This is a genomic window from Winogradskyella rapida (assembly GCF_042675845.1).
In the GTDB taxonomy this organism is placed as follows: domain Bacteria; phylum Bacteroidota; class Bacteroidia; order Flavobacteriales; family Flavobacteriaceae; genus Winogradskyella; species Winogradskyella rapida.
The window spans coordinates 376,996-402,531 of the sequence record NZ_JBHTKM010000017.1 but is presented as its reverse complement, the minus strand read 5'-3'; the positions used below and the strand labels follow the sequence as shown (position 1 = coordinate 402,531).

Here is a 25,536-nt window from a genome sequence, read left to right as displayed (position 1 = left end):
ATGATTTTGCAACCAACTGATACTAAAAATAAGAACACTTTCAACCCTTTTGATGGACCAAAAGTTGAAAAGGTCATTTACGCTACCCAATCGCAAGCCGAAATTTGGATTGGGTGTAGGTTAGGTGGAGAGGACGCTAATAGGTCGTATAACGAGTCTGTTTCTGTTATTTTAAAAGGTGATTTAGAGGTAACAGCCTTAGAGAAGGCGCTACAACAGCTGGTTCAAAGGCACGAAGCTTTGCGTGCTATTTTTAGTACGGATGGACGCTTTATGACGATCTTAGAAGAGGTTCCTGTTCCTTTAGAGGTTGTGGACCTTACTCAACGCAGTGATTCCGAAAAAAAGGATGACGTTGCACAGTATATCTTAGCCGATGCCAATAAGGTTTTTGATCTGGTTAAGGGACCATTATTGAGAGCAGGATTACTAAGATTAAATCAACATGAATACCAATTGGTATTAACCGCACACCATATTATCTGTGATGGTTGGTCCACGGGTATTATGATTGAAGAATTAGGGTTGCTGTATTCTTCAAATAGTTCTCATGAGAATTTTGAAATTCCAGAGGCTATCCCGTTCAGTGACTTTGCAGACGAACATCAAAACTATTTAGTAAGTGATGCATTTCGTGAAACCGAACAATTTTGGCTCAATCAGTATCAGCCTAATGTGCCTGAGCTCAATCTACCAACGGATTTCCCAAGACCAGAGGTGCGTAATTATAAAAGTGATCGTTTAGATTTTCCTCTAGATAGTGCCTTGTTAGCTAAGCTGAAAAAAGCAGGTGTACGGGTTGGGAGTAGTTTTGTAACAACGTTAATGACGGCTTTTGAATTGCTTCTATGTCAGCAAACAGGACAGAATGATATTGTTTTAGGATTGCCTGCAGCCGGCCAAGCCGTAACCGGAAAAACACAACTTGTTGGGCATTGTGTAAATTTACTGCCATTACGAAGTAAAGTGGTTTTAGATCAGCCATTTAATGCCTATTTAAAACATCGGAAATCTCTAATGTTTGATGCCTATGATCATCAACAATTAAGTTTTGGTCAACTCCTTCAAAAATTACCCATAGCTAGAGATCCTTCTCGTATTCCACTAGTCCCTGTGGTTTTTAATATTGATATGGGGATGAGTAATCTTGTGTTTTTTAAAGATTTGACGTTTAAATTAAAGGCTAATCCTAGAACGTATGAAGCTTTTGAAATATTTCTAAATGCCAGTGGTTCGGAAGATGATTTTGTTTTAGAATGGCAATATAACGCCTCTCTTTTTAAAGCATCGACCATTAAAAAGATGATGAGTGCTCTAGAGGATATCATAGAGAACATTGTAGAAAATCCGGAGCGTGCTATTTCAGAGATTATTAAAACGGATGACACCAATTATAAAACACTTAATGCGACGACAGCAGCCTATTCTAATCTGCCCTTACATGAGTTGCTAACCCAGCAAGCGCAGAACTATAGCGCTAAAGTCGCTCTAAAATTTTCAGATACCGAAATCACGTATAAGGATTTGGAAGAACAAAGTCAGCAACTCGCACATTGCTTAAGGTCAAAAGGGATTGCGCCAGGTGATTTTGTTGGGGTTTGTTTACCGCGTTCTATGGAATTAATGGTAACCCTAAAAGCACTCTTGCTATGTGGCGCAGCTTATATTCCATTAGATCCAAGTTATCCCATTCAGCGTTTAAATTATATGTTGCACGACTCTGAAGCTCCATTTTTAATCACCACCACAGCCTTGGCGTCTCGTTTAGAAACGGAGACGACGGTTTTAATCTTAAACGAGATTTTGGCAGAAGGCGCTAATTTTTCTGCGGCACCTGTAAATGTTGCAATTGATGTTCAGAGCAACGCTTATATGCTGTATACCTCGGGCTCTACAGGAAAACCTAAAGGGGTGGTCGTAACCCATAAAAATTTAGTGAATTTTCTTTTCAGTATGATGACCGAACCTGGGATGCAAGAAGCCGATCGTTTGCTTTCTATAACGACGGTGTCCTTCGATATTGCAGGTTTAGAATTGTTTCTTCCTTTATTAACCGGAGCAACTTTAGTTTTAGCCGATGAGCTTATGGTTAAAGATGGTCGGGTTTTATTAGAGGCCTTAAAAAAAGAAAAGATCACGATGGTGCAGGCCACACCTACAACCTGGCAGATGCTGTTAGACGTGGGGTGGAATCAGCCTTTACCAATTAGAGCATTGTGTGGAGGAGAGCCCTTACCATTGAGTTTAGCAAAAAAGTTAATTCCGAAGGTTAATGAACTTTGGAATATGTATGGACCCACAGAAACCACTATTTGGTCGTCTACCAAACAAATTTTAAGTACAGATACGCAAATTACCATTGGTCATCCTATTGCCAATACGCAATTTTATATTGTAAATGCCCAAGGCATGCTAATGGGACCTGGTCAAACAGGAGAGCTCGTGATTGGTGGAGATGGAGTGTCTAAAGGCTATTGGAAACGCGCAGATTTAACACAAGAAAAATTTATAACCGCTTCATTTGAAACGGAGAGTGACTCCAAACTCTACAGAACAGGGGATTTAGGACAATTATTACCAAATGGAGAGTTAATGTGTTTAGGTCGCATAGATCAACAAGTGAAAATTAGAGGCCATCGTATTGAACTGGAAGAAATTGAACAGGCTTTAGAAAATCTTGAAGGAATTGAACGTTCCGTCGTTGTGGTTGAAGACGATCTTTTAGTTACGTATTTTGTGTCTCATGAGATTGACGAGCTGCCCAAGTATCAAATAAAGAAATGGAAGCAACAGTTGGCAGAAGGACTGCCAACGCCTATGATTCCGCATGAATTCCGGTTGATTACCAAATTTCCAACAACCTTAAATGGGAAAATAGATCGTAAAGCCCTGCTGCAGACCTCTACCAAGACCGTCTCAAATTCAGAAGTTAAAACGGCGCAAACCGCTACTGAAAAATTAGTAAGTTCGATTTGGTCTGAAGTATTAAATAAAACGGACATAAATATTACGAGCGATTTTTTCGAATTGGGTGGGCATTCCATTTTAGCGATTAAAGTGGTAACGCGTTTAGAAAAAGAAACGGGAAAGAAATTGCCGCTTTCGGCATTAATGCTTTATCCAACCATTGAGAAACTAGCTGCTTTTATAGATAAAGATGATAAGAAACAATCTTGGAATTCTTTAGTACCGCTGAAAACAGAAGGAACTAAAACCCCACTGTATATAATTCATGGTGCCCACTTCGGAATCTACGTGTTTAATGAATTGGCCAAGTTGTTAGATGATGATCAGCCGGTTTATGCCCTACAACCAAAGGGTTTGGATGGAAAAACAGAACCCTTAGAGGCTATTGAGGCTATGGCGGCACATTATATTTCAGAAATGGAGGTTAATAATCCTAATGGGCCTTATGCCATCGCAGGGTTTTCTATGGGTGGAATTATAGCCTTTGAAATGGCCAAGCAATTAAAAGCAAAAGGTCGGGAAGTGAGCATGCTCGCTAGTTTTGATAGTTATGTGTTTCCGAGTTATTTTTATAGGGATTCTAAGAAGAAACGCGTGGCTTCCTTTCTATATGGATGGGCACAAAAAGCTTATGTTTTCCTGAATATGTTTAGCAGTGTTAAGAATTTTAAACGCCGAATGCGATTGTTGAAATTAAGTTTAGAAGGGATTTATCTAAGACTTAAATTAGGACATGAAAAACAATTTGAATTGCAACATAACCGGACGTTGAAAATGGATCGCATGCATTCTTTGGCGTGTATGAAATACGTTATGGAACCCCAAGATATTAGTGTAGATTTGTTTAAAGCTGAAGATAATGTGTTTTTTGCGCATGATTTTAAATATCTAGGATGGCGTAAATTTGCACAACAAGGGGTACAAAGACATATGATTCCTGGAAATCATTTGGATATGTTTGAGACTCCTAATGTGGAAGTTTATGCCAAACGACTTCAAGAGGTATTAGATCAAAGATCAGGATTATGACAACAGTCTATTGTAAATCGATAAGGCTTCCTAATTATAGTGAAGACCAAACTAAGGTGGAACTTGAAGATATAAAAGTGTTTAAAATTCAGCTTTCCACTTATGAGCCTATGATGTCCTACTTATGGACGTTATTGAATAATACAGAGCAAGACCGTGCTGAACGTTATCATTTTAAGAAAGATAAAAATAGGTTTGTTATTTGTAGAGCCTTACTTAAATTGTTGATTTCAGACGAAACAAACCTTAATGTTTCAGAAATTAATTTTAGAAAAGGAAAGCATCATAAACCGTTTCTATCGCAGAATCCGGCGCTGCATTTTAACGTGTCGCATTCTGAAGATTATGCCATAATGGCCATTGGAAATTGTGAATTGGGTGTAGATGTTGAATTCGTAAATCAACAATTTCAGTATAAGGATATCATACCAACCGTTTGTACAGAAGAAGAAAAGGATTGGATTAATAAAGCATCCGATGCTCTTGAAACATTTTATAAAACATGGACTAGGAAAGAAGCTTTGGTGAAAGCCATGGGAATAGGGGTTAATGATGATTTTAAGACTATGCCCGTAACAGATGGTGTTCATTATATAAAGCTTCAAATGGAATTACATAGACCAATTGTCAAGGTCTTTAGTCTTAACTTTAATGTGCATTACCAAGCCGCCTTAGCTTTAATTACGGATACGGATAAGACTATAAAATTTTATGCCTTCCCTCAAGCGCTTTTAGCAATAGATCAATCTGCTTTTACGACCCACTCTTGATTAGACTGTAACATAGGTCACTTTAGTTTTGAAATAATCTTTGTAACTTTAAAACAAAGTCAAAAATTATATAAACATAAAACCTATAAGAATTGCACCGCGCGTCGGTAGAGTAATTTTTATGGATAAAAATAAAAAGTTAGGTATGAGTAAATTTTCAGAATTAATAAATCAAGATCAACCCGTTTTAGTCGATTTTTTTGCAGATTGGTGTGGACCCTGTAAAATGTTGGCACCCATTTTAAAGGACGTTAAAGAAACGATGGGGGAGGACGTCAGAATTATAAAAATTGATGTCGACAAAAATCAAGCTTTAGCCTCAAAATATCAGGTAAGAGGCGTTCCTACAATGCTGTTGTTTAAAAATGGAAAACAGGTGTGGCGAGAATCTGGAGTCTTACAGAAAGATGCAATTATCAATGTAATTAAGACCGCTAATTAATAGTAAAAAGAGGCGTGTTAACTATCGATAAATCATGGGGCGCCTTAGGATGTTCCTATGCATTCGGGATAACATCGATTGTAAATCGATTAATGACACTGCCTTTTTTTAGTTATACTAGAGTTCCGTATAACGGTCTAATAACCCATGTCAAATCCATTTTTAAAATTTCTTAATTATAATGCATATTGAACAATTTGAAGATAAGCCTTTAGCACACTTTTCTTACGCCATACGCAGTGGTAATGAAATAGCGTTAGTCGATCCTTCTAGAGATTTAAAACCGTATTATGAATTTGCAGAAAAACATAAAGCTCAGATAAAAATTATATTCGAAACACATCCGCATGCCGATTTTATAAGCGGGCATTTACAGTTGCAAAAGGAAACCGGAGCCGATATTTATGTAAGTAAATTATTGGGCGCGGAATACCCACATAAAACTTTTAATGAAGGCGATGAGATTAAGCTAGGCACAATAACCTTTAAAGCCTTAAATACCCCAGGACATTCGCCCGATAGTATTAGTATTATTGCTATAGATGAAAACGATGAGCATGCTATGTTTTCAGGAGATACGCTTTTTATTGGAGATGTGGGGCGTCCAGATTTAAGAGAAAAATCAGGGAATACGAAGGCAAAACGTAAGGAACTCGCCAAGAGTATGTATCATACCGTGCAACATAAATTTAATCATTTGCCCGATCGTACTTTAGTCTATCCTGCTCATGGAGCCGGCTCGCTTTGTGGAAAGAACATGAGTAAAGAAGGTTCGAGTACCTTGGCTAAGGAACGTGAAGAAAATTGGGCTTTTAAAAATTTAACGGAAGATGAATTTGTTGCTTCTATTTTAGAAGATCAGCCTTTTATTCCGTCTTACTTTAGTTATAATGTAGATATTAATAAAGAAGGAGCTAGTGCACTAGAGGAAGGAATAGCGAAACCACCTTTTCACTTTAAGATTTCTACAGCTCCAAATGATGCTCATTTAATTATTGACACAAGACCTCATTCAGAATTTAAAAAGAACCATTTGCCTAAGAGTATTAATATAAAGGCCAACTCCGAGAATGATAAATTTGAAACCTGGTTAGGTGCTGTGGTTAAACCTAAGGAAACTTTCTACGTAGTTATTGCCTCTGCGGAATGCAGATCTGAAATTCTACACCGCATAGCGAAAATTGGATATGAAAAACAACTCGCAGGAGTGATCACTTTAGGTGATCGTGGCTTTGAAACATCCAAGGATTTAGAGATTTCTGAATTTAAAGCACATAAAGAGGATTACACCATAATTGATGTGAGAAACGAGAGCGAAGTGAAGGAAGGGAAAATATTTGAATCGGCCTTAGCAATTCCATTACATCAGTTAAGAGAGGCTAAAGCAGACATTCCAAAAGATAAGCCTATTGTTGTGCATTGTGCCGGCGGGTATAGAAGTGCAGCAGCAAGTAGTCTTATTTCTAAATACACCGACCAAGTTGCAGTTTATGACTTGAGTGAAGCGGTTAAGGAATTTCAATCTTAAGCCTTACTGTGGGACTTGAAACTTTGAATTTAGCCTTTAAAGCTCCGCTAAAATGGTTAGTGTTAAAATTTGATTTTTTAACACCATATAGCTGTAAATTGTAACTAATGTAACACTGCAACGCATGTAAAAACCGTAACTTTGTTATCTCCAAAACATCGTATATGGAAGACATGCTTTTTTATGATCGTATGCAGTTTGCATTCACGATTACATTTCACTACATCTTTCCACAATTAACCATGGGATTGTCTTTAATGATCGTCTATTTTAAGTGGAAATTTCTCAGATCAAAACTTGATAAATACAATGACGCTGCAAAATTCTGGATGAAGATTTTTGCACTTAATTTTGCTATGGGGGTTGTCACGGGAATTCCTATGGAGTTTCAATTTGGTACCAATTGGGCTAAGTTTTCAGAACTCACAGGTGGGATCATTGGGCAAACATTAGCCATGGAAGGGATGTTTTCCTTCTTTTTAGAATCGTCCTTTTTAGGACTTTTTCTTTTTGGTGAAAAACTCCTAGGGCATAAATTACATTTTCTAACCGGTTTTTTAGTGTTTTTAGGCTCGTGGGCAAGTGGTTATCTCATTATCGCAACCCATTCTTGGATGCAATATCCTGTAGGCTATGAAATATTAGAAAACGGAAGGTATGTGCTGACTAATTTTGGCGCGTTATTTTCTAATCCTTGGCTTCTACCGTCCTTTTTACACAATCAAATGGGATCTGTAATTACCTCTTCCTTTGTGGTGGCTGGTGTTGGTGCTTTCTATTTGTTGAATAATAAGCATAGTGAGTTTGGAAAACTTTTTGTGAAAACAGGAGTTATTTTTGGCTTGGTGTCTAGTGTTTTAGTCGCGTTTCCTACGGGAGATTTAGTGGCTAAAAATGTCGTAAAACATCAGCCTGTTACTTTTGCGGCTATGGAAGGCATTTTTGAAACTGAAAAAGGCGGTTCTGAAATTGTACTTATCGGGCAACCCGATGTGGTCAATAAAAAATTAGACAATAAAATAGCCGTGCCTAATATTCTAAGCTTTTTAACCTATCAAAGTTGGGATGCCGAAATTAAAGGGCTTAATGAATTTGATGAGAGTTTATACCCCACAAATATCCCTGGCTTGTATTACGCCTACCATATTATGGTGGGTCTTGGGACTATTTTTATAGGTTTAATGTTATTGGCTGCGGTACAGTTATATCGCAAAAAATTATACCAAACAACTTGGATTTTATGGACGCTAATGTTTATGTTACCCTTTCCGTATATCGCCAATACAACAGGCTGGTATACCGCCGAGTTAGGGCGACAACCATGGTTGGTGTATAATTTATTAAAAACCTCTGAAGGTATTTCGCCAACCGTGTCTTCAGGAAACACCTTATTTACCTTATTAGGATTTATAGGCCTATATATTTTACTTGGACTTTTATTTTTAATGTTAGCAGGAAAAATCATTAACAAAGGTCCTGAAACCGCGCAACAACACTAACTATGGAACTATTCTGGTATATTGTATTAATGACCATGTTAACCATTTATGTCATTTTAGATGGTTATGATTTTGGAGCAGGAATTATTCATTTATTTTTTGCTAAAAAAGAAAAAGATAAAAAAGCCATTACTAATGCTATTGGGCCTTTTTGGGATGCCAATGAAGTATGGCTTATTGCCTCTGGAGGAGTCTTGTTTTTTGCGTTTCCAACCTTATATGCTTCTTCATTTAGTGGCTTCTATTTGCCTTTAATGATGATTTTATGGTTATTAATTTTTAGAGCTATCGGCTTAGAACTTCGAGGACAAGTTCATAATAAAATGTGGGAATCTATTTGGGATAAAGCCTTTGGTATTTCTAGTTTGTTATTGGCGTTATTCTTCGGTATTGCCTTAGGGAATGTCGTAAGAGGTGTTAATTTGGGTATGGTGACTGATGGTGTGTCTACACACGAGCCTCATTATTTCTTTCTGCCACTTTGGAATTCTAGCTTTAGTCCTCATGCAGAACATTTAGGGATCATAGATTGGTTTACCTTGCTTTTAGGCGTTATCGGTGTGGTTGCCTTAACCATTCATGGGGCCAATTGGATAATCTTTAAAACCAATTCCGATTTAAATGAGAAACTAAAGAAAGTTGTTTTTAATTTGAATAGCGTTCTACTCATTTTAGTGGTCGTTTCACTTTTTATATGGCATATTATAGAACCAAAGCCATTTCATAATTTTATAACCCATCCTTGGTTGTGGATTTTTCCTCTTATTGCCTTTTCAGGTTTGTTTGGCTTATTTAAAGTAAAATCATTTCAGAAGCATGGTATGGGCTTTTTGTTTTCGTCTTTATTTCTTTTCGGCGGATTAGCCTCTACAGTAGCCTCTATTTTTCCGAAGGTCTTGCCTTCAACTAACGCTATAAATCCAGATTTAACCTTATATAATGTGGCGGCACATGAGTATGGTTTATCGGTTGGGGTGTATTGGTTTGTTATTGCTGTTATTTTGGTGATTATTTATTTTACCATCCAATATCGTGTTTTTAAAGGAAAAATGGATGATGTTGGTTACGGCGAACATTAATGAAACGTCTCTGTTATGACCGGTACTTTAATTTCTTTAATTAGTATTTTTATTGGGCTCATTGCAGCCAATGTATTTGCTTATTTTAAAAAGAAATATTCATTTGGCTTTACGGGGAACACTTTAATTGGCGTATTTGGGAGTATTTTATTTATTAAAACCTTTGGTCGCTTAGGGTTCGATCCTTGGTCCATTATGGATCATGGTCATTTTAATACCGCACGTTTAATAGTCAATTTTGTGGTATCTGCTTTAGGCGGTATCCTCCTTATGATTTTGGCTAAAAAACTGTATTTACGTATAAATAAATCGTAACGATAAGATTGAAATTCCTTGTGTAACCTAAGTTACGGGGTACTCTTTAGAAGCGAAGTACCTTTATTAAAAACTTAAGGTCATGTCTAAAATTGTCATTTTAGGAGCAGGAATTTCTGGTCACGTCGCAGCGACGCATTTACGTAGAAAATTATCAAAACAACACGAGGTCGTCGTCGTGTCACCCAATAGTAATTACCAATGGGTACCATCTAATATTTGGGTGGGGATTGGTAAAATGAAATCCGAAAAAATTTATTTTCCATTAGCACCCTTATATAAAAAGAAAGGAATTCAGTTTAAACAAGCTAAAGCAATTTCGTTCCATCCTGAAGGTGACAAAACCGAACAAAGTCCTTATGTGTTATCCGAATATGTAGTAGGAAACCAAAAAGGCCAACAAGAAAAAATCACCTACGATTATCTTATAAACGCAACGGGACCAAAGCTCAATTTTGAAGCGACCGAAGGCTTAATACCAGGTAAAAACAAAGCCTATTCCGTGTGTACCTATTCTCATGCCAACCATGCTTGGGAAGGTTTAAATAAAGTCATCCAACAAATGAAAGCGGGTAAGAAGGCTAAAATTTTAATTGGTACTGGTCACGCTAAATCTACTTGTCAAGGGGCTGCTTTTGAATATATCTTGAATGTAGAACAAGAATTACGTAAGCATAAGGTCAGAGATATGGCTGAAGTGACTTGGATTTCTAATGAATATCAATTAGGTGATTTCGGAATGGATGGGATGCTAATGAGTTATGGAAGCCTAACGATGAAGTCGCACGAAATGATAGAAATGATTTTTGAAGATCGAGGCATTAAATGGATTTTAGGCGCAGGTGTAAATAAAGTCGAAGATGGTGTAGCGCATTATGAAAACCTTGAAGGTGAGCACAAATCCGAAACTTATGATTTTGCCATGTTAATCCCGTCGTTTTCGGGTCATGGATTTAAGGCTTATGATAAAAATGAAAACGACATCACAGAAAAATTATTTAAAGGTTTTATGATTGTCGATGCCGATTATACACCAAAACCTTATGAAGAATGGTCGGTTAGAGATTGGCCAGAAACCTATAAAAACCCCAGTTATAAAAACATTTTTGCACCAGGGATTGCGTTTGCACCACCGCATTCCATTTCAAAACCAAGAAAAAGTAAAAATGGAACTGACATTACACCAGCACCACCAAGAACGGGAATGCCCTCTGGGATTACGGCAAAATTAGTAGCCGACAATATTATAGATTCCATTAAAGGTGGTAAAGAAAGTTTACATCATAAAGGCTCTATGGGAAATATGGGAGCGGCTTGTATCGCTTCCGCAGGATTTGGATTAACAAAAGGATCTGGAGTTAGTATTACGACCTTTCCTATTGTTCCCGATTATGAAAAATATCCTGAAACACAAGGGCGACAATTAGGGAAAACCTTTGGTGAAATTGGCTTAGCAGGCCATTGGTTAAAACTGGCGTTGCACTATGCCTTTATTTATAAAGCTAAAATGAAACCCTTTTGGTGGCTAATACCAGAGTAAATATTAAAAACATTGTTCTAACAATAATTTATAAATCATGACGCAAAGAATATCAAAATATCAACGATTCAAAATGATGAATCCCGTGATTCAGTTTTTCAAATTCATTTATTTAAGTATTAAAATAATGGTTGTTGTTGCTGGTGGACACGGAGGCACAAGAAAAGTTAACTGATTTGGTTATCAGTTTATTTTGGTTGATTTTAAAAAAGCATTCATTTTATAGTGAATGCTTTTTTGTGCATTGTCTATCGCGTTAATTAAAATAGCGATTCAGAGTTCAAAACTTTAATACCTTTAGCCAGCATTTCTTCTTTTAGATTATCTAAATGAACATCATCTAAAGCTTTAGAAGCATCTTCAATAAAAGTGCAGTCAAACCCTTCGTTAAAGGCATCTAGGATTGAAAAATAAACACAAATATCGGCGGCTAAACCACAAAGATACAGTTCTGTAACACCTTTTTCTTTAAGGTAACCGGTTAATCCGGTAGATTTTAAATGGCTGTTGTCATAAAAGGCACTGTAACTATCAATAGCGCTATCAGTACCTTTTCTGAAGATGGCTTCAAATTGTGCCGTGTTTAAATCGGGATGAAAATCTGCACCTTCCGTTCCTTGTACGCAATGGTCTGGCCATAAAGTTTGTGGATTTCCATGCAATTCAATGACATCAAAGTTAGATTTTCCGTCATGGTTACTTGCAAAACTAATATGGTCTTTAGGATGCCAATCTTGTGTAGCGAGAACTAAATCAAATTGATCTTGAATGTTATTAATGACCGGAACAATGCGATCCCCTTCAGCCACAGGAAGTGAGCCGTCTGGCATAAAATCGTTCTGCACATCAATAATTAAGAGCGTTTTCATAACTAATCATTTAATTTTATAGGATTATAATTTCAGACTAAAATCGGTGTTGTGTAATTAACGCATCACGTTCTTCTTTCAACTTGGAGCTAAGGCCTATTTTATAGATATGCGGATTTTGAAAACGTTTGTATTCGTTAGGAAGTTGTTGTAATCGCGATTGAGAAAATTCAGAAATTTCAGCCACTGTTCTCACCGGAATGGTTCTTTTACCATCCTTCATCACGGGTTGAAGTAAGGCTTCGTGTTTAAAGGCCGTTAAGTCTAAACGTTTTGTAATGTCAAACGGATGTTCCATTTGAGTCACTTTCTCTTCGGAATGAATGGCAATAGCATCAGCACCATAAAACATACCATGATCATCAATCATACGGTAGACCTGCTTTTTAAATGGCAATGATGTTTTAATAATATTTTCAGAAAGTTTAATTCTTGGTGTCTCATTAAAAGCCGCAAGTTTATAGACGCCTGCAAGTGCGGCATCGGGCTTTCCGGTCACTAAATTGGTACCCACACCGTAAATGTCAATAGGTGCACCTTGTTCATTTAAACTTTTTATAACATATTCATCGAGTTGATTAGACACCACGATTTTTACATAGCCCAAATTAGCATCGTCTAATAGTTGTCTTGTTTTTTTCGATAAATACGCTAAATCGCCACTATCTAAACGGACGCCTAGTAATTTATCACCACGTTCTTCCATTTCTTTCGCCACCGTAATCGCATTGGGAAGCCCACTTTTTAGAGTGTTATAGGTGTCAATTAAAAGCACACAATTTTCTGGTCGTATTTTGGCAAAGTCTCTAAAGGCTAGTAATTCGTCCTCATAACTTTGAATAAAAGAATGAGCCATGGTTCCTGTAGAAGGAATGTCGTAATCCTCAGCAGCTTTTACATTACTGGTACTATCAAAACCGCCGATGGCTGCAGCTCTAGAAGCGTAGTAACCTCCCGTAGCATGGGCACGACGTAAGCCCATATCCAATAAAACAGCATCTTTAGCACTGTAGCGTATGCGGCTGGCTTTGGTGGCAATTAGAGTTTGAAAATTAAGAATGTTTAATAAAAAAGTCTCTATAATTTGAGCTTCAATAATATTGGCTTCAACCTGTAATATCGGCCGATTAGGAAATACAATATCGCCTTCCTTACACGAATAAATATGACCATTAAAGCTGAAATTCTCTAAGTAGTCTAAAAAATCACTTTTAAAACCTTTCGATTTTAAATAGGTCATATCCGACGATGAAAATTTTAAGGTTTCAAGGTGTTCTAAAACGTCTTCCAAGCCTGCAAATATGGAATACCCACCTTTAAAAGGATTATGTCTAAAATAATAATCAAAAACGGCACGTCCTTTTGGTTTGGTTTCAAAATACACTTGTGCCATGGTGAGTTGATAAAGGTCTGTATATGCAGCTGTAATATTCATTAAAGTTTGAATTATAGTGTTGACAAGATTCCTAGTATATGCAGTAGGAATCGTGTTAAGAGGGTTTAAAAAAATTAGAGAATAAATTTAAACATATTTTGCCACTTAGCGTAGTGCTGATTAGGAAACTTCGGCTTTTTATACACCTGAAATTTTAAAATCGATATGCACCTTGTTAGGTAACAATAGTTACAAAGTTATAGAGGAGTGTAGGTTATATTTATGATGTAAAATCCTTTGGTATGCGCCTAAATACAACTTCATTTTCTTTTAGTTGATTATTTGTAATGGTCATACAGTCTGGTTTTTAGAATTAAAAGGTTTAAAATATAAACTGATGTGATGGTCAGTTTTAGGTTGGTTAGTGAAAAGCATTCATTTTTTAGTGAATGCTTTTTTTGTTCGGTAACATTGGTTACTAAGAAACCTTTTTGTTCGCTCTATTTTTGTGTAGGAAATACATTAAATATGAAAAGAATAACCATAATAATGCTTTGTTTAACCTTGTTTAGTAAACTTAGTTTACAGGCACAAGAGCAAGTTGCTATTTCTAAACAGGACGTTTTATCTAGAGTTTCAGAACATAATACAAGTATTAAAATTTCTGAAGAAGACTTTAATCAAGCGAAAGCCGATTTTAAACAAACTAATGCGGTGTTTTTACCCAATATTACAGCGAGTCATACGGCCATAGCCACGACCAATCCTTTAATGGCATTTGGTTCTAAGTTGAATCAAGAAATATTGACACAAAACGATTTTAGTCCGGCTTTGCTAAACGACCCGTCTCAGATTGAAAATTACGCGACTAAATTCGAAATCCAACAACCCTTAATCAACATGGATGGAATGTATCAGCGTAAGGCGGCCAAATCTAAAATGGAAGCCATGTCTTTAAAAACGGAACGTACCCAAGACTATTTGGCTTTTGAAGTGGATAAAGCGTACATGCAATTGCAATTGGCTTACAAAGCGGTTGAGGTTTTAGAAAAAGCATTAGAAGCGGCTCATGCTAATAAAAAATTAGCGGATAATAGTTTTAAGCAAGGGTATTTACAACGTGCCGATGTATTGAATGTTGAAGTACGCGTTACTGAAGTTCAAAATCAATTACAATCCGCAAAAAGTAATGTGCAAAATGCCTCTAATTATTTGTCATTTTTAATGAATGATGAAGCTTACGTGATGTATAGGCCAACGGATGAATTAGAAGTGGCAACTGTAGAAATGAAAGACCGAAGCATTTCAGAAAATCGTTCTGATATTAAAGCGATGGCACTAGCTTCAGAAGCTTATGAGTCTATGAATAAAGCGGATAAGATGGCTTTCTTACCACGATTAAATGCCTTTGGAAGTTACGAGTTATATGATGATCAAATATTTCAGGCTGATGCTAATGGTTATCTGTTTGGAGCGCAGTTGAGTTGGGATATTTTCCAAGGGTCTAAACGTTTTGGGAAAGCGCAAAAAAGTAAATCGGAATTCGAAAAATCAAAACTAGAATACAAGCAATACGTATCTCAAAGTCAGTTAGAACTGAATAAGGCCAAACGTGCCTTTTCAGATGCAGAAAATAAATTGAATTTAACCACTTTGGCTCTAGAGCAATCTGAAGAAGCGCTAAGAATTAGAACCAATAGATTTAAAGAAGGCTTAGAAAAAACTTCCGATTTATTAATCGCTGAAACCCAATACGCACAGAAACAATTGGAATATTACCAAACCATATTTGAATACAATTACGCGCAAGCTTATTTAGAATTTTTAACCAAAGAATAACCTCTCGACTGCGCTCGAGGTGACAAACCTATGTCTGGTCGAGCGCAGTCGAGACCTAATAAATAAACAAATCATAAAATGAAAAAATCATATACAATTCTAACCTTATCATTGGTCTTGTTACTTGCGAGCTGTGGAAGCGAAGACCAAAAAGCAGTTGAAGACAATTCGCCAGCCATCGTTGTAAAAACAAGTGAGGTTGAAACGAATAGCAACAGTCCATTTTTAGCGGTTAGTGGAAAAATTCAAGCCGCAAACAGTGCCGATTTAAGCACACGAATGATGGGTTACGTCAATAAAGTGCACGTTAATGTAGGCGATAAAGTTCGTAAAGGCCAATTGTTAGTCTCTATTAATAATGCCGATTTACAAGCCAAACGAGCACAAGTGAATGCTGGTATTTCAGAAGCAACAGCGGCATTTAATAATGCAGAAAAAGATTATAATCGCTTTAAAAACTTGTTTGCAGAAAACAGTGCGTCACAAAAAGAAATGGATGATATGACGGCTAATTTCAATATGGCAAAAGCCCGTTTAGAATCAGCCAAACAAATGAAGAATGAAATTAACGCCCAATTTACTTACAGTAATATTACAGCACCTTTTAGCGGGACCATTACCAGTAAAAATGTAGAAGCGGGAAATATGGCAAATCCAGGCGCACCATTAATCAGTATGGAAACACCAGGCCATTTTGAAGTGATGGCTATGGTGCCAGAATCTGAAATTTCTCAGATAAAAAATGGAACTACTGTAGACATATTGGTAAAATCTATCAGCCAAACCATTAAAGGAACAGTGACAGAAGTCAGTACATCGGCTAAAAACACCGGTGGACAATATTTAGTAAAGATAGATTTAGATAAAACAGAAGCCAATATTTTATCAGGCATGTTTACAACCGTACAATTTCCGGTAGAAGGAAAAGCAGAGACGTCGATGGTGTTAATTCCAACCGATGCTATTGTAACCAATGGTCAATTGTCTGGGGTGTATACCGTAAGTCAAAGTCAAACAGCATTGTTACGATGGTTGCGTTTAGGACGAACTTTTGGTGACCAAGTAGAAGTATTATCGGGATTAAATGCAGATGAAGCCTATATCGTTTCTGCTGAAGGAAAACTTTACAATGGAGCGAAAATAAGTGTGCAGTAGGTATTAGTAGACAGTCGCAGTTTTCAATTTAGCTTCGACGATAAAAACAAACAAGTATAACTAAAAAATAACCCGTAACAGTTTTTCCCCTTTGGGGAAATTAAAAGGGGCCAATTATGAAAGAAGGAATCGCAGGTAAAATAGCCAAAGTCTTTATGCAATCGAAGCTCACCGTGCTTTTAATGATTGTGTTTATGGTGGTTGGTGTATATAGTTCGTTTTTAATTCCACGTGAGGAAGAGCCACAAATCGACGTGCCAATGGCCGATATTTTTGTGGGTTATCCAGGCGCAAGTCCAACGGAAGTAGAATCGCGTGTTATCAAACCTTTAGAGCAATTAATCTCGAATATTAAAGGTGTGGAATATGTGTATTCAACATCGATGAAAGAGCAAGGGATGGTGATTGTTCAGTTTTATGTGGGTGAAGATATTGAGCGTTCGTTTGTAAAAATGTATAACGAAATCAATAAACACATGGACCAAATGCCAGCTGGTGTAACGTTTCCGTTGGTAAAAACATGTGCTATTGATGATGTGCCTATGTTGGGTTTAACGCTATGGAGTGAGAATTATGACGATTACCAACTCAACCAAATGGCGCAGGAGTTAGAGGCTGAAATTAAGAAGGTAAATGATGTGGCCATTACGCATAAAATTGGTGGAAGAGACCGTCAGTTACGTGTGGTTTTAGATAAGGATAAATTAGCCGCGAGCGGATTAGATTTCTTGTCGGTGTCTGAAATGATTAAAGTCAACAACAGTCAATTGAGTGCCGGAAGTTTTGATAAAAGTGATACAGAATTTTTAGTCAATACAGGTAAATTCTTAGCCTCAGTAACTGATGTCGAAAATTTAGTAGTTGGTGTTCAGGAAAATCAGCCGATTTACTTAAAACAAGTGGCGAAGATTATTGATGGGCCAGAAGTCCCTCAAAATTATGTAAGCTTAGGTTTTGGAAAAGGCGCAGAGCAGTCTGCTGACTATAAATCGGAATATCCTGCTGTGACCATTTCAGTAGCTAAACGAAAAGGTGCTGATGCCATGAAAATCGCTGAGGTTATTATCGATAAAGTAGAACATTTACGCACCAATTTAATTCCTGATGATGTTCATGTAGAAATCACAAGAAACTATGGCGAAACCGCTTCACATAAGGTATCTGAATTACTGTTGCACCTTATCGGTTCTATCTTTGCTGTAACCATTGTAGTGATGTTGGCCATGGGCTGGCGAGGTGGATTGGTGGTGTTTTTATCCGTGCCAATTACATTTGCCTTAACCTTGTTGAGTTACTATATGATGGATTATACGCTTAACCGAATCACCCTTTTTGCCTTAGTATTTGTAACAGGTATCGTGGTTGATGATTCCATTATTATTGCCGAAAATATGCACAGGCATTTTAAGATGAAACGCTTACCATTTAAGCAAGCGGCTTTATATGCCATTAATGAAGTAGGGAACCCTACCATTTTGGCCACCTTTACAGTAATTGCTTCGGTATTGCCAATGGCTTTTGTATCGGGATTAATGGGACCTTATATGGCACCAATGCCAATTGGAGCATCTATTGCAATGATTTTATCCTTGTTTGTCGCCTTGACCATTACACCGTATTTAGGTTATATTTTCTTAAGAGAAAAAGATAAAAAAGGTGCAGAAGAAAAGCCTGAAAAAGCGGTAGAAGACACCCGTATTTATAAAATTTACAACAAGTTTGAAAGACCACTTTTAGAAAGTAAAGGCAAACGTTGGTTGTTCTTACTAGGCACTTTTGCGGTCTTATTAGGTACTATGGCTTTGTTTTTTACCAATTCGGTAGCCGTAAAAATGTTGCCTTTTGATAACAAGAATGAATTTCAAGTGGTAATTGATATGCCCGAAGGGACCACCTTAGAACGTACAGGAGTTGTGGCGCAAGAGATTTCGCAATACTTATCTAACCGACCAGAAGTGGTCAATTATCAGAATTATGTTGGGACGTCAGCACCGATTACATTTAATGGATTGGTACGTCATTACGATTTACGTGGTGGTTCTAATATGGCCGATATTCAGGTGAATTTATTGTCTAAAGAAGACCGTTCAGCGCAGAGTCATGATATTGCAAAATTACTACGTCCAGATATTCAGAAAATTGCAGCAAAATATAACGCTAATGTGAAGTTGGTAGAAGTGCCACCAGGACCACCAGTATTATCGACTATTGTTGCTGAGGTTTATGGACCAGATTATGATGAGCAAATTAGAGTGGCCAATCACGTTCAAGATATTTTGAAAAACACTGATGATGTAGTAGATATTGATTGGATGGTTGAAGATGACCAAATTGAATATCAATTCGATATTAATAAAGAAAAAGCAATGTTATATGGTGTGGCACCACAGCAAATAGCCTATACCATGAATATGGCCTTATCTAATCGAGCGATTACCACATTGTATGATGAAGATGCGGTGAATCAGATTGGTTTGGTATTAGCTTTAGATGAAAAAGAAAAATCGACCATTACTGATATTTCACAATTAAAAGTAAAGTCGAAACAAGGTAACATGGTACCTATTTCTGATTTGGTAGATATCTCTCAAACTATTGCTGCTAAAAGTATATACCATAAAAACCAGAAACGTGTGGTTTATGTCATGGCCGATATGGCTGGGGAATTGGAAAGTCCGGCGTATGCTATTTTAGGTATGGAAGAAAAACTGAAAGACATACCGTTGCCAAAAGGTTTTGAAATGAACGAAATGTATTTAGGGCAACCCGAATTTGAAGATGATTACACGGTGAAATGGGATGGCGAATGGCAAATTACATTGGAAGTCTTTAGAGATTTAGGGATTGCCTTTTTAGGCGCTATCATCTTAATCTATATTTTAATTGTAGGCTGGTTTCAAAACTTTAAAGCCCCAGTGGTAATGATGGTGGCTATTCCATTATCCTTAATCGGAATTATCCTAGGCCATTGGCTGATGGGCGCATTTTTTACAGCAACTTCTTTTATTGGTATGATTGCTTTAGCCGGAATTATGGTAAGAAACTCAGTACTACTGATTGACTTTATCAACTTAAGAACAGCTGAAGGTGTTCCTTTAAAACAAGCTGCAATTGAAGCCGGAGCAGTGCGAACAACACCAATTTTACTAACCGCAGGAACAGTGGTTATTGGCGCCTTTGTAATTTTATTTGACCCTATTTTCCAAGGTTTAGCCATATCATTAATGGGAGGAACCATTGTATCTACGGTGTTAACACTGTTAGTGGTACCATTGGTGTATTACATGATAGAGAAAAAGAATTATAAATAATGTTTCCGTCACTTCGAGTGATTTGTGAAGCATGAACAAATAGTATCGAGAAGTGTTGTTTAGGATTTTTAGAAGATCAGATCTCGCCTCGATTAAATTAACATTTCCGTCACTTCGAGTGATTTTTGAGGAACGAAAAAATAGTATCGAGAAGGGGTGTTCAGGACTTTTATAAGATCAGATCTCGCTTCAATTTAATTTACGTTTCTGTCTTTTCGAGTGATTTGTGAAGCATGAACAAATAGTATCGAGAAGTGTTATTCAGGACTTTTATAAGAAAAGATTTCGCCTCGATAAAGTTACCATTTCCGTCACTTCGAGTGATTTTTAAGGGACGAAAAAATAGTATCGAGAAGTTTTAAAGGTTCTCGATACAATTCCGAAAGTATTCGGAATCACTCGAACTGACCGAATTAATATATGATATCCTGCAAGGTTTTCAAAACCTTGAAGTGTGGTGTTAAGAGATAATTGAGATTGAAAATTAAACCTACAAGATTGGTAAAACCTTATAGGTTGTATAAAAAAAAGAGCAAATGAAATTAGTCATAGTCACAGCAGTAGAACAGTATCAAAATGATGTTTTAAAATTGTTTAAAAAGGCAGATATAGAAACGTTTAGCAGTTCTGAAATTGATGGGCATAAAAATAGTTCGTCTTTATTAATGGCCTCTAGTTGGTTTCCTTCCGAAAGAGGTGGAAATGAATCGAGTATGTTCTTCTCATTTACGGATGAAGCACGCATCGATGGTTTGTTTGAGGCGATTAAAGTTTTTAATGAAAATTTAGAATCTAACAATCCAATCAAAGCGATTGTGGTGCCTATTGAAAGATTCATTTAAAATCTAGAAAATTTAAATATTGAATTATGCTCAGTATCTGAGCTGTATTCGTATAGCTTTTAATTAATAATCAAAACCGACGAGGTTCGCAAAACCTTGAAAGTTATAAAAAAAGAAAAGATGTTAAATACCTATTTTAGAGTTATTGTTGGTTTTATGGTGCTTTTAAGCGTTGTTTTAACCGTATATGTGAATCCAAATTGGATGTGGTTTACTGTATTTATTGGTGTGAATTTAATTCAATCCGCCTTTACAAAATGGTGTTTGTTAGAAACTATTTTAGTCAAGTTAGGCGTAAAGAAAGAGGGGGGAAGTTGTTCGTCTTGTTAAAAGATGGTATTTCTTTTGTTCAAATTGAATTTTAAGACTTGTTTCTCAAAAGGACTTCAAAGGTGTCTTTTCCTGTTTCGGTATAAAAAAAACATGCAAACTCACTTTATTCAAATCAAAAGAGCTTGTAACTTAATCAAAGTTCCAGTTGTAGAATTGTCCCCTCGAGGGGACTTCAGGGGTGTTTCCCCACAATTTCATAGAATTTTAAAAAAAAATGTAACATTTCTAAGTCTCCAGCGTCCTATAGGTGTAAAATAAGTAATCATGGAATCAAATTATCACACGCTTAAACGCACAGACAACCAACTATTAGTAATTACACATTTATCGCAATTATTAACGTATGTGACAGGGTTTGGTGGGCTTTTAGCACCATTAATTATTTGGGCTACGCAAAAAGAACAAGTCGATGGGATGGATGCACATGGAAAATCTATTTTAAATTTTCAACTGAGTATGTTGGTGTATTCAATTATAAGTATTCCACTCATTTTTGCCCTTGGTTTAGGGATTGTCACCTTAATTTTAATTGCAATTTTAGCATTTGTGATGCCAATTGTAAACGCCATAAAAGCTAGTAATGGAGAATTACCTAGCTATCCATTGTCTCTTAATTTTATTAGTTAGTTTAATTTCACGAGATGGAGTAAAAACGCTTACAGAAATGTGAGCGTTTTTTAGTTTAGAAGAAAATTACTGACTTACAGAAAAATCATTTCATCATAAAATAATTATATATTTAAGTTTGTGAATTGTACAACACCTTATGTATAGTTTAAAAACGTATATCATTGTAATTGCCTTATGGTTTGTTAAGGCATGGAGCTACGCTCAAAATCCAGTGTTTGAACACATGTCTGCTGTTTCAACACTTCCCGACGTGGAATTTTATGACATTCTAGAAGACCGTAATCATTTTATCTGGTTTGCGGCCGATAAAGGCCTATTTCGCTATGATGGAAAATCTTATACCCGTTATAGTCATGCTAATCAAAAGGCCAATTCCCTGTTTCAGCTTAAGGAAGATCAAGAAGGTAAATTATGGTGTAACAACATCTATGGTCAGTTGTTTTATGCTGAAAACGATCAATTACATTTGTTTTATGATGCCAGTCAGTTGGTAAAAGGGCAATTGGCAGCCTATACTATTTTAGACCATCATATTCGTTTATTTACGACTACCGGGATTTTTGATATTGATAAAACCACTAAAAAAATCACTAAGGTTTTTGAGGGTTTATGTATTAGTAATGCTAATAGTAAATCCAGTAATTACGTCTTTGTGATTAATGAAGAAGGGCAATTAAATAAGCATAGCGTCTATAAAATAGAAGGCGCTCATTCTACAAAGCTATTTGAGATTAATAGTTTGAAGTTAATTCAATCTCCTCGGTTATTTGCTTTTAAGGAGGAGGTGTTTTTAACCCACAAAAGTGATTCGGAAAATATTATTTATATCATTAATAAAGCAGATGATTCTATAAAACAACCCAAAACGCCTATTGAATTAAAAGATGAAATTATATACAATCTTTTAAATTTTGAAAACGACTATTGGTTTTTAACGACTGCCGGTATTTTTGTTTATGAACTAAAGCATGGGCAATTTATTTTTAAGGAACAGCTATTTAATACCGAATCGATTACGGACGTTGAGGTTGATTTTAACAATAACTATTGGTTTGCGACTTTAGATAACGGGGTCTTTGTGTCGCCAAATTTAGAGATTAGACATGTGGCACTTGCTCCGACCAAATCTAAAATAACAGCCTCTTGCGCATTAAAAGCGAATCAGTTTGTTTTGGGGACTAATGATGGTAAACTTTTCTTTTGTGATCAATTGAAGCGTATTAAAACTTTGAAATTACCTGGGCAAAAAATTATAGGCAATCTATTTTATGATGAAAAACAGCAGCAATTAATTGTCAGCATAAATGCGTCAGAATCTTTTATTGTGAATCTAAAAAACGATAAAATAACGGATGCGATTAACAAATTTTCTGTAGCGAAATCCATTTCTAAACTTAATGACAGCTTGCTCTTCTACGGGAACTTTAAAGAAGGCATTGTTTACAATAATCCATACAATTCAAAAGAAAAAAAGATCCTTCGCTCTAGTCGTGTTAAGGCTTCTGTAGTGCATAAGGATACACTTTTTGTAGCTTATATGGATGGTTTATTTCAATACGATTTAAATTACTTTTCATCAGAAGAACTACAATTTCAAGGACAAAGTTTGTTGGTGAATACCATGTGCCAATCTAAAGTAGGGGTTTGGTTAGCTACGCAACATAACGGTTTAATGCGACTTGCTGATAATAAGTTAAGTAAATCAATAGTTCAACTGCCTAAAGAGGTTCAAATTAATACCGTAAAACCTGATGGTGACGACTTATGGATTTCAACGGATGTGGGCTTATTTCAGTATAACACACGGAGTCCGAATTTAAAATCCTTAAGTGCTCAAGATGGTCTTAATACAGCCGTAGATGAATTTCTTATTCTTAAAGACTTCATTATTGTAAGCTTGCCACAATCTTTTTATGTCTTACCCAAAGGGGCTCGTTTATTTAAAAAATTTAAAACTTCAAAAATAGCGCTAGAAGCCATTCGTATAAATGATAGAGATACCGTTTTACAGTCTCAATACCAATTGCCGTACGATGCCAATAAAATTGAACTACAATTTAATTCTAACGGTTTTCAATCTAACAAACACGTTACTTATCACTATCGGGTTCAGCAGTTAGATAGTTCTTGGCAAACTGTTCCGTTAAATACCCACGTTATTAATTTTAACAGTTTAGCGAGCGGCAGGTATATAGTGGAGTTAAAAGCAAAAAATGTGAGTGCTCAAAAGGCGGTCTTTGCATCGCCCATTAGTTTTGTTATTGCAAAGCCGTTTTGGGAAACTTGGTGGTTTTATACGCTTATTTTACTTAGTGTTTTTGGTCTAATTTGGCTGTATTTTAGATGGCAACTCCATCAAAAAGAAGAACTCCGTATTGCTGAAATTGATAAGATTTTAATTGATAAAAAAATTACCAATTTGCGATTAGAAAATCTACGCTCGCAAATGAATCCACATTTTATTTTTAATGCGTTAAATTCTATTCAAGACTATATAGTGTCTAACGAAAAAGAATTGGCGAGTTCGTATTTGGTGAAATTTAGTCGATTAATTAGGATGTACTTAGAGTACAGTCAGCAAAATGAAATTACCTTAGAGGAAGAGTTAAAGGCTTTAAAATTGTATTTAGAGCTCGAAAAAGTACGATTTGAAGACGAGTTAGATTATACCATCAACGTGGCGAAAGATCTGAAAACCCCTCATATAAAAGTGCCTTCATTATTTATTCAACCTTATGTAGAAAACGCCTTAAAACACGGGTTGTTGCATAAATCAGCGGATAGAAAACTAAGTGTAAAGGCTCAGATTATTTCGCAAAACAAACTGCAAATAACGGTTGAAGATAATGGAATAGGGAGAGAACAATCTGAAAAAATAAAACAAACACACCAACAACATAAACCCTTTGCAACTAAGGCCAATGAAGAACGTGTGCATTTATATAAAAACAAATTAAAACGCGATATAACCATAACCATTGAAGATTTGAAGGATAGCGATCAGACAGCTTCAGGGACCAGAGTGGTTATAACCATGTCAATACCCTAAACTGATGAAAGCAATTATTATAGATGACGAAAAACGTGCTAGACATTTATTGTCTAATTTAATCAGTACGCATTGTCCCAGTATTTTAACGCTTTTAGAAGCGCAAGATTTAGCTTCGGGTGTAGATCTGATTAAAACCTCAAAACCCGATGTGGTGTTTTTAGATATTGAAATGCCTCAACAATCCGGCTTAGATATTCTTGAATATTTTCCGGGTGAAATAGGATTTAAAATCATTTTTGTGACGGCTTATAATCAGTATGCTATTGAAGCTTTTAAAATGGCTGCGGTGGATTATTTATTAAAACCCGTAGATACTTCCGAGTTAAAAGCAGCCGTAGAGAAGGCAAAAGAAGCGATAACGGCACATACTTTAAACGACCAATTAAACAAACTACGCGACTCCTTAAAACAGTTGTCTATAGATAAGATTGCTTTAGAAATCCCTAAAGGCATCATGTTTACCTCACATAATGATATCGTGTATTTTGAAGCCGATGGTATGTATACCAATGTTCAGCTCATTGATGGCAAGCAAAAAACAATTTGTAAGCCCTTAAAGCATTTTGTAGAGCAGTTAGAGAACAACACGATGTTTTTTAAATGTCATCGATCTTACTTAATTAATCTAAAATATGTAGATGAATTGGTAAAAGATGATGGTGATTATTTACTGATGAACAATCAAAAGCGAATTCCGATTTCAAAATCTAAACGCGATCAATTTATTGAAGTGATTAAGGAAACATTTCTGTAATATCCTTATCTGATCTTCAGATATGAATACCTTCACTATAGCTGTCCTTGTCTTGAAGGTCTTATTTTGAAGTGTTTTTCCATACGCTTTTATAACTGTTTCTTCTGAAAGAGTAGGAAAGTAGAGTGATTTCAAAAAACTAATACAATGTGCTTGAACTCCTTTTAGTTCGGTGTGTGTGAGGTATTGACTTTAAAACTACGGCTC

18 protein-coding genes are annotated in these 25,536 nt (G+C 36.2%); 16 read left to right on the top strand and 2 right to left on the bottom strand.

Annotated features, from left to right (window positions below; genetic code table 11):
* From ACFQ13_RS05560 to ACFQ13_RS05525, 8 genes are all read left to right on the top strand, one after another.
* A complete protein-coding gene (locus ACFQ13_RS05560) occupies positions 1-3,996 on the top strand; it encodes a non-ribosomal peptide synthetase (RefSeq protein WP_386114969.1) in 3,996 nt (1,331 codons plus the stop codon).
* The gene (locus ACFQ13_RS05555; RefSeq protein WP_386114967.1) at positions 3,993-4,766 is read left to right on the top strand and encodes a 4'-phosphopantetheinyl transferase family protein; all 774 of its coding nucleotides are present in this window, start codon (positions 3,993-3,995) and stop codon (positions 4,764-4,766) included. Before ACFQ13_RS05560 ends, ACFQ13_RS05555 begins: the two co-directional genes overlap by 4 nt.
* Before the next feature lie 145 nt (positions 4,767-4,911).
* Positions 4,912-5,208, top strand: a complete 297-nt coding sequence (gene trxA / locus ACFQ13_RS05550) for a thioredoxin (protein WP_386114965.1) — start codon at positions 4,912-4,914, stop codon at positions 5,206-5,208.
* A gap of 181 nt (positions 5,209-5,389) precedes the next feature.
* The gene (locus tag ACFQ13_RS05545; protein WP_386114963.1) at positions 5,390-6,736 is read left to right on the top strand and encodes an MBL fold metallo-hydrolase; all 1,347 of its coding nucleotides are present in this window, start codon (positions 5,390-5,392) and stop codon (positions 6,734-6,736) included.
* A gap of 164 nt (positions 6,737-6,900) precedes the next feature.
* Entirely contained in the window at positions 6,901-8,235 is a 1,335-nt protein-coding gene (locus ACFQ13_RS05540; protein ID WP_114309234.1) for a cytochrome ubiquinol oxidase subunit I, read from the top strand.
* A gap of 2 nt (positions 8,236-8,237) precedes the next feature.
* A complete protein-coding gene (gene cydB, locus ACFQ13_RS05535) occupies positions 8,238-9,314 on the top strand; it encodes a cytochrome d ubiquinol oxidase subunit II (RefSeq protein ID WP_386114961.1) in 1,077 nt (358 codons plus the stop codon).
* A gap of 15 nt (positions 9,315-9,329) precedes the next feature.
* Positions 9,330-9,629: a hypothetical protein gene (locus tag ACFQ13_RS05530; RefSeq protein WP_386114959.1), complete on the top strand. Its 300-nt coding sequence runs from the start codon at positions 9,330-9,332 to the stop codon at positions 9,627-9,629.
* An 82-nt stretch (positions 9,630-9,711) separates the two neighbouring features.
* The gene (locus tag ACFQ13_RS05525; RefSeq protein ID WP_386114958.1) at positions 9,712-11,169 is read left to right on the top strand and encodes an NAD(P)/FAD-dependent oxidoreductase; all 1,458 of its coding nucleotides are present in this window, start codon (positions 9,712-9,714) and stop codon (positions 11,167-11,169) included.
* Between the two features lie 260 nt (positions 11,170-11,429).
* On the opposite strand, the gene pncA is transcribed toward ACFQ13_RS05525, so the two are convergent.
* Both pncA and ACFQ13_RS05515 read right to left on the bottom strand, forming a co-directional pair.
* On the bottom strand, positions 11,430-12,038 hold the full coding sequence (gene pncA, locus ACFQ13_RS05520; RefSeq protein WP_386114956.1) for a bifunctional nicotinamidase/pyrazinamidase: 609 nt from the start codon (positions 12,036-12,038) through the stop codon (positions 11,430-11,432).
* Between the two features lie 37 nt (positions 12,039-12,075).
* A complete protein-coding gene (locus tag ACFQ13_RS05515; protein ID WP_386114954.1) occupies positions 12,076-13,473 on the bottom strand; it encodes a nicotinate phosphoribosyltransferase in 1,398 nt (465 codons plus the stop codon).
* A gap of 468 nt (positions 13,474-13,941) precedes the next feature.
* On the opposite strand from ACFQ13_RS05515, the gene ACFQ13_RS05510 reads away from it, so the two are divergent.
* From ACFQ13_RS05510 to ACFQ13_RS05475, 8 genes are all read left to right on the top strand, one after another.
* Complete coding sequence (locus tag ACFQ13_RS05510) at positions 13,942-15,252, top strand: TolC family protein (RefSeq protein ID WP_386114951.1); 1,311 nt, start codon at positions 13,942-13,944, stop codon at positions 15,250-15,252.
* A gap of 78 nt (positions 15,253-15,330) precedes the next feature.
* The gene (locus ACFQ13_RS05505) at positions 15,331-16,407 is read left to right on the top strand and encodes an efflux RND transporter periplasmic adaptor subunit (RefSeq protein ID WP_386114948.1); all 1,077 of its coding nucleotides are present in this window, start codon (positions 15,331-15,333) and stop codon (positions 16,405-16,407) included.
* Positions 16,408-16,523: 116 nt separating this feature from the next.
* Positions 16,524-19,718: an efflux RND transporter permease subunit gene (locus tag ACFQ13_RS05500; RefSeq protein WP_386114946.1), complete on the top strand. Its 3,195-nt coding sequence runs from the start codon at positions 16,524-16,526 to the stop codon at positions 19,716-19,718.
* A 536-nt stretch (positions 19,719-20,254) separates the two neighbouring features.
* The gene (locus ACFQ13_RS05495) at positions 20,255-20,560 is read left to right on the top strand and encodes a hypothetical protein (protein WP_386114943.1); all 306 of its coding nucleotides are present in this window, start codon (positions 20,255-20,257) and stop codon (positions 20,558-20,560) included.
* A gap of 120 nt (positions 20,561-20,680) precedes the next feature.
* Positions 20,681-20,890, top strand: a complete 210-nt coding sequence (locus tag ACFQ13_RS05490) for a YgaP family membrane protein (protein ID WP_386115121.1) — start codon at positions 20,681-20,683, stop codon at positions 20,888-20,890.
* A 267-nt stretch (positions 20,891-21,157) separates the two neighbouring features.
* A complete protein-coding gene (locus ACFQ13_RS05485) occupies positions 21,158-21,520 on the top strand; it encodes a DUF4870 domain-containing protein (protein ID WP_386114941.1) in 363 nt (120 codons plus the stop codon).
* A gap of 139 nt (positions 21,521-21,659) precedes the next feature.
* A complete protein-coding gene (locus tag ACFQ13_RS05480; RefSeq protein ID WP_386114939.1) occupies positions 21,660-24,572 on the top strand; it encodes a sensor histidine kinase in 2,913 nt (970 codons plus the stop codon).
* Positions 24,573-24,576: 4 nt separating this feature from the next.
* On the top strand, positions 24,577-25,329 hold the full coding sequence (locus ACFQ13_RS05475) for a LytR/AlgR family response regulator transcription factor (RefSeq protein WP_386114936.1): 753 nt from the start codon (positions 24,577-24,579) through the stop codon (positions 25,327-25,329).
* Positions 25,330-25,536: the final 207 nt, after the last annotated feature.

Excerpts from the sequence above, each read along its gene's own strand:
- ACFQ13_RS05560 (WP_386114969.1), top strand. The coding sequence starts at position 1 with ATGATTTTGCAACCAACTGATACTAAAAATAAGAACACTTTCAACCCT.
- ACFQ13_RS05555 (WP_386114967.1), top strand. The coding sequence starts at position 3,993 with ATGACAACAGTCTATTGTAAATCGATAAGGCTTCCTAATTATAGTGAA.
- trxA (WP_386114965.1), top strand. The coding sequence starts at position 4,912 with ATGAGTAAATTTTCAGAATTAATAAATCAAGATCAACCCGTTTTAGTC.
- ACFQ13_RS05545 (WP_386114963.1), top strand. The coding sequence starts at position 5,390 with ATGCATATTGAACAATTTGAAGATAAGCCTTTAGCACACTTTTCTTAC.
- ACFQ13_RS05540 (WP_114309234.1), top strand. The coding sequence starts at position 6,901 with ATGGAAGACATGCTTTTTTATGATCGTATGCAGTTTGCATTCACGATT.
- cydB (WP_386114961.1), top strand. The coding sequence starts at position 8,238 with ATGGAACTATTCTGGTATATTGTATTAATGACCATGTTAACCATTTAT.
- ACFQ13_RS05530 (WP_386114959.1), top strand. The coding sequence starts at position 9,330 with ATGACCGGTACTTTAATTTCTTTAATTAGTATTTTTATTGGGCTCATT.
- ACFQ13_RS05525 (WP_386114958.1), top strand. The coding sequence starts at position 9,712 with ATGTCTAAAATTGTCATTTTAGGAGCAGGAATTTCTGGTCACGTCGCA.
- pncA (WP_386114956.1), bottom strand. The coding sequence starts at position 12,038 with ATGAAAACGCTCTTAATTATTGATGTGCAGAACGATTTTATGCCAGAC.
- ACFQ13_RS05515 (WP_386114954.1), bottom strand. The coding sequence starts at position 13,473 with ATGAATATTACAGCTGCATATACAGACCTTTATCAACTCACCATGGCA.
- ACFQ13_RS05510 (WP_386114951.1), top strand. The coding sequence starts at position 13,942 with ATGAAAAGAATAACCATAATAATGCTTTGTTTAACCTTGTTTAGTAAA.
- ACFQ13_RS05505 (WP_386114948.1), top strand. The coding sequence starts at position 15,331 with ATGAAAAAATCATATACAATTCTAACCTTATCATTGGTCTTGTTACTT.
- ACFQ13_RS05500 (WP_386114946.1), top strand. The coding sequence starts at position 16,524 with ATGAAAGAAGGAATCGCAGGTAAAATAGCCAAAGTCTTTATGCAATCG.
- ACFQ13_RS05495 (WP_386114943.1), top strand. The coding sequence starts at position 20,255 with ATGAAATTAGTCATAGTCACAGCAGTAGAACAGTATCAAAATGATGTT.
- ACFQ13_RS05490 (WP_386115121.1), top strand. The coding sequence starts at position 20,681 with ATGTTAAATACCTATTTTAGAGTTATTGTTGGTTTTATGGTGCTTTTA.
- ACFQ13_RS05485 (WP_386114941.1), top strand. The coding sequence starts at position 21,158 with ATGGAATCAAATTATCACACGCTTAAACGCACAGACAACCAACTATTA.
- ACFQ13_RS05480 (WP_386114939.1), top strand. The coding sequence starts at position 21,660 with ATGTATAGTTTAAAAACGTATATCATTGTAATTGCCTTATGGTTTGTT.
- ACFQ13_RS05475 (WP_386114936.1), top strand. The coding sequence starts at position 24,577 with ATGAAAGCAATTATTATAGATGACGAAAAACGTGCTAGACATTTATTG.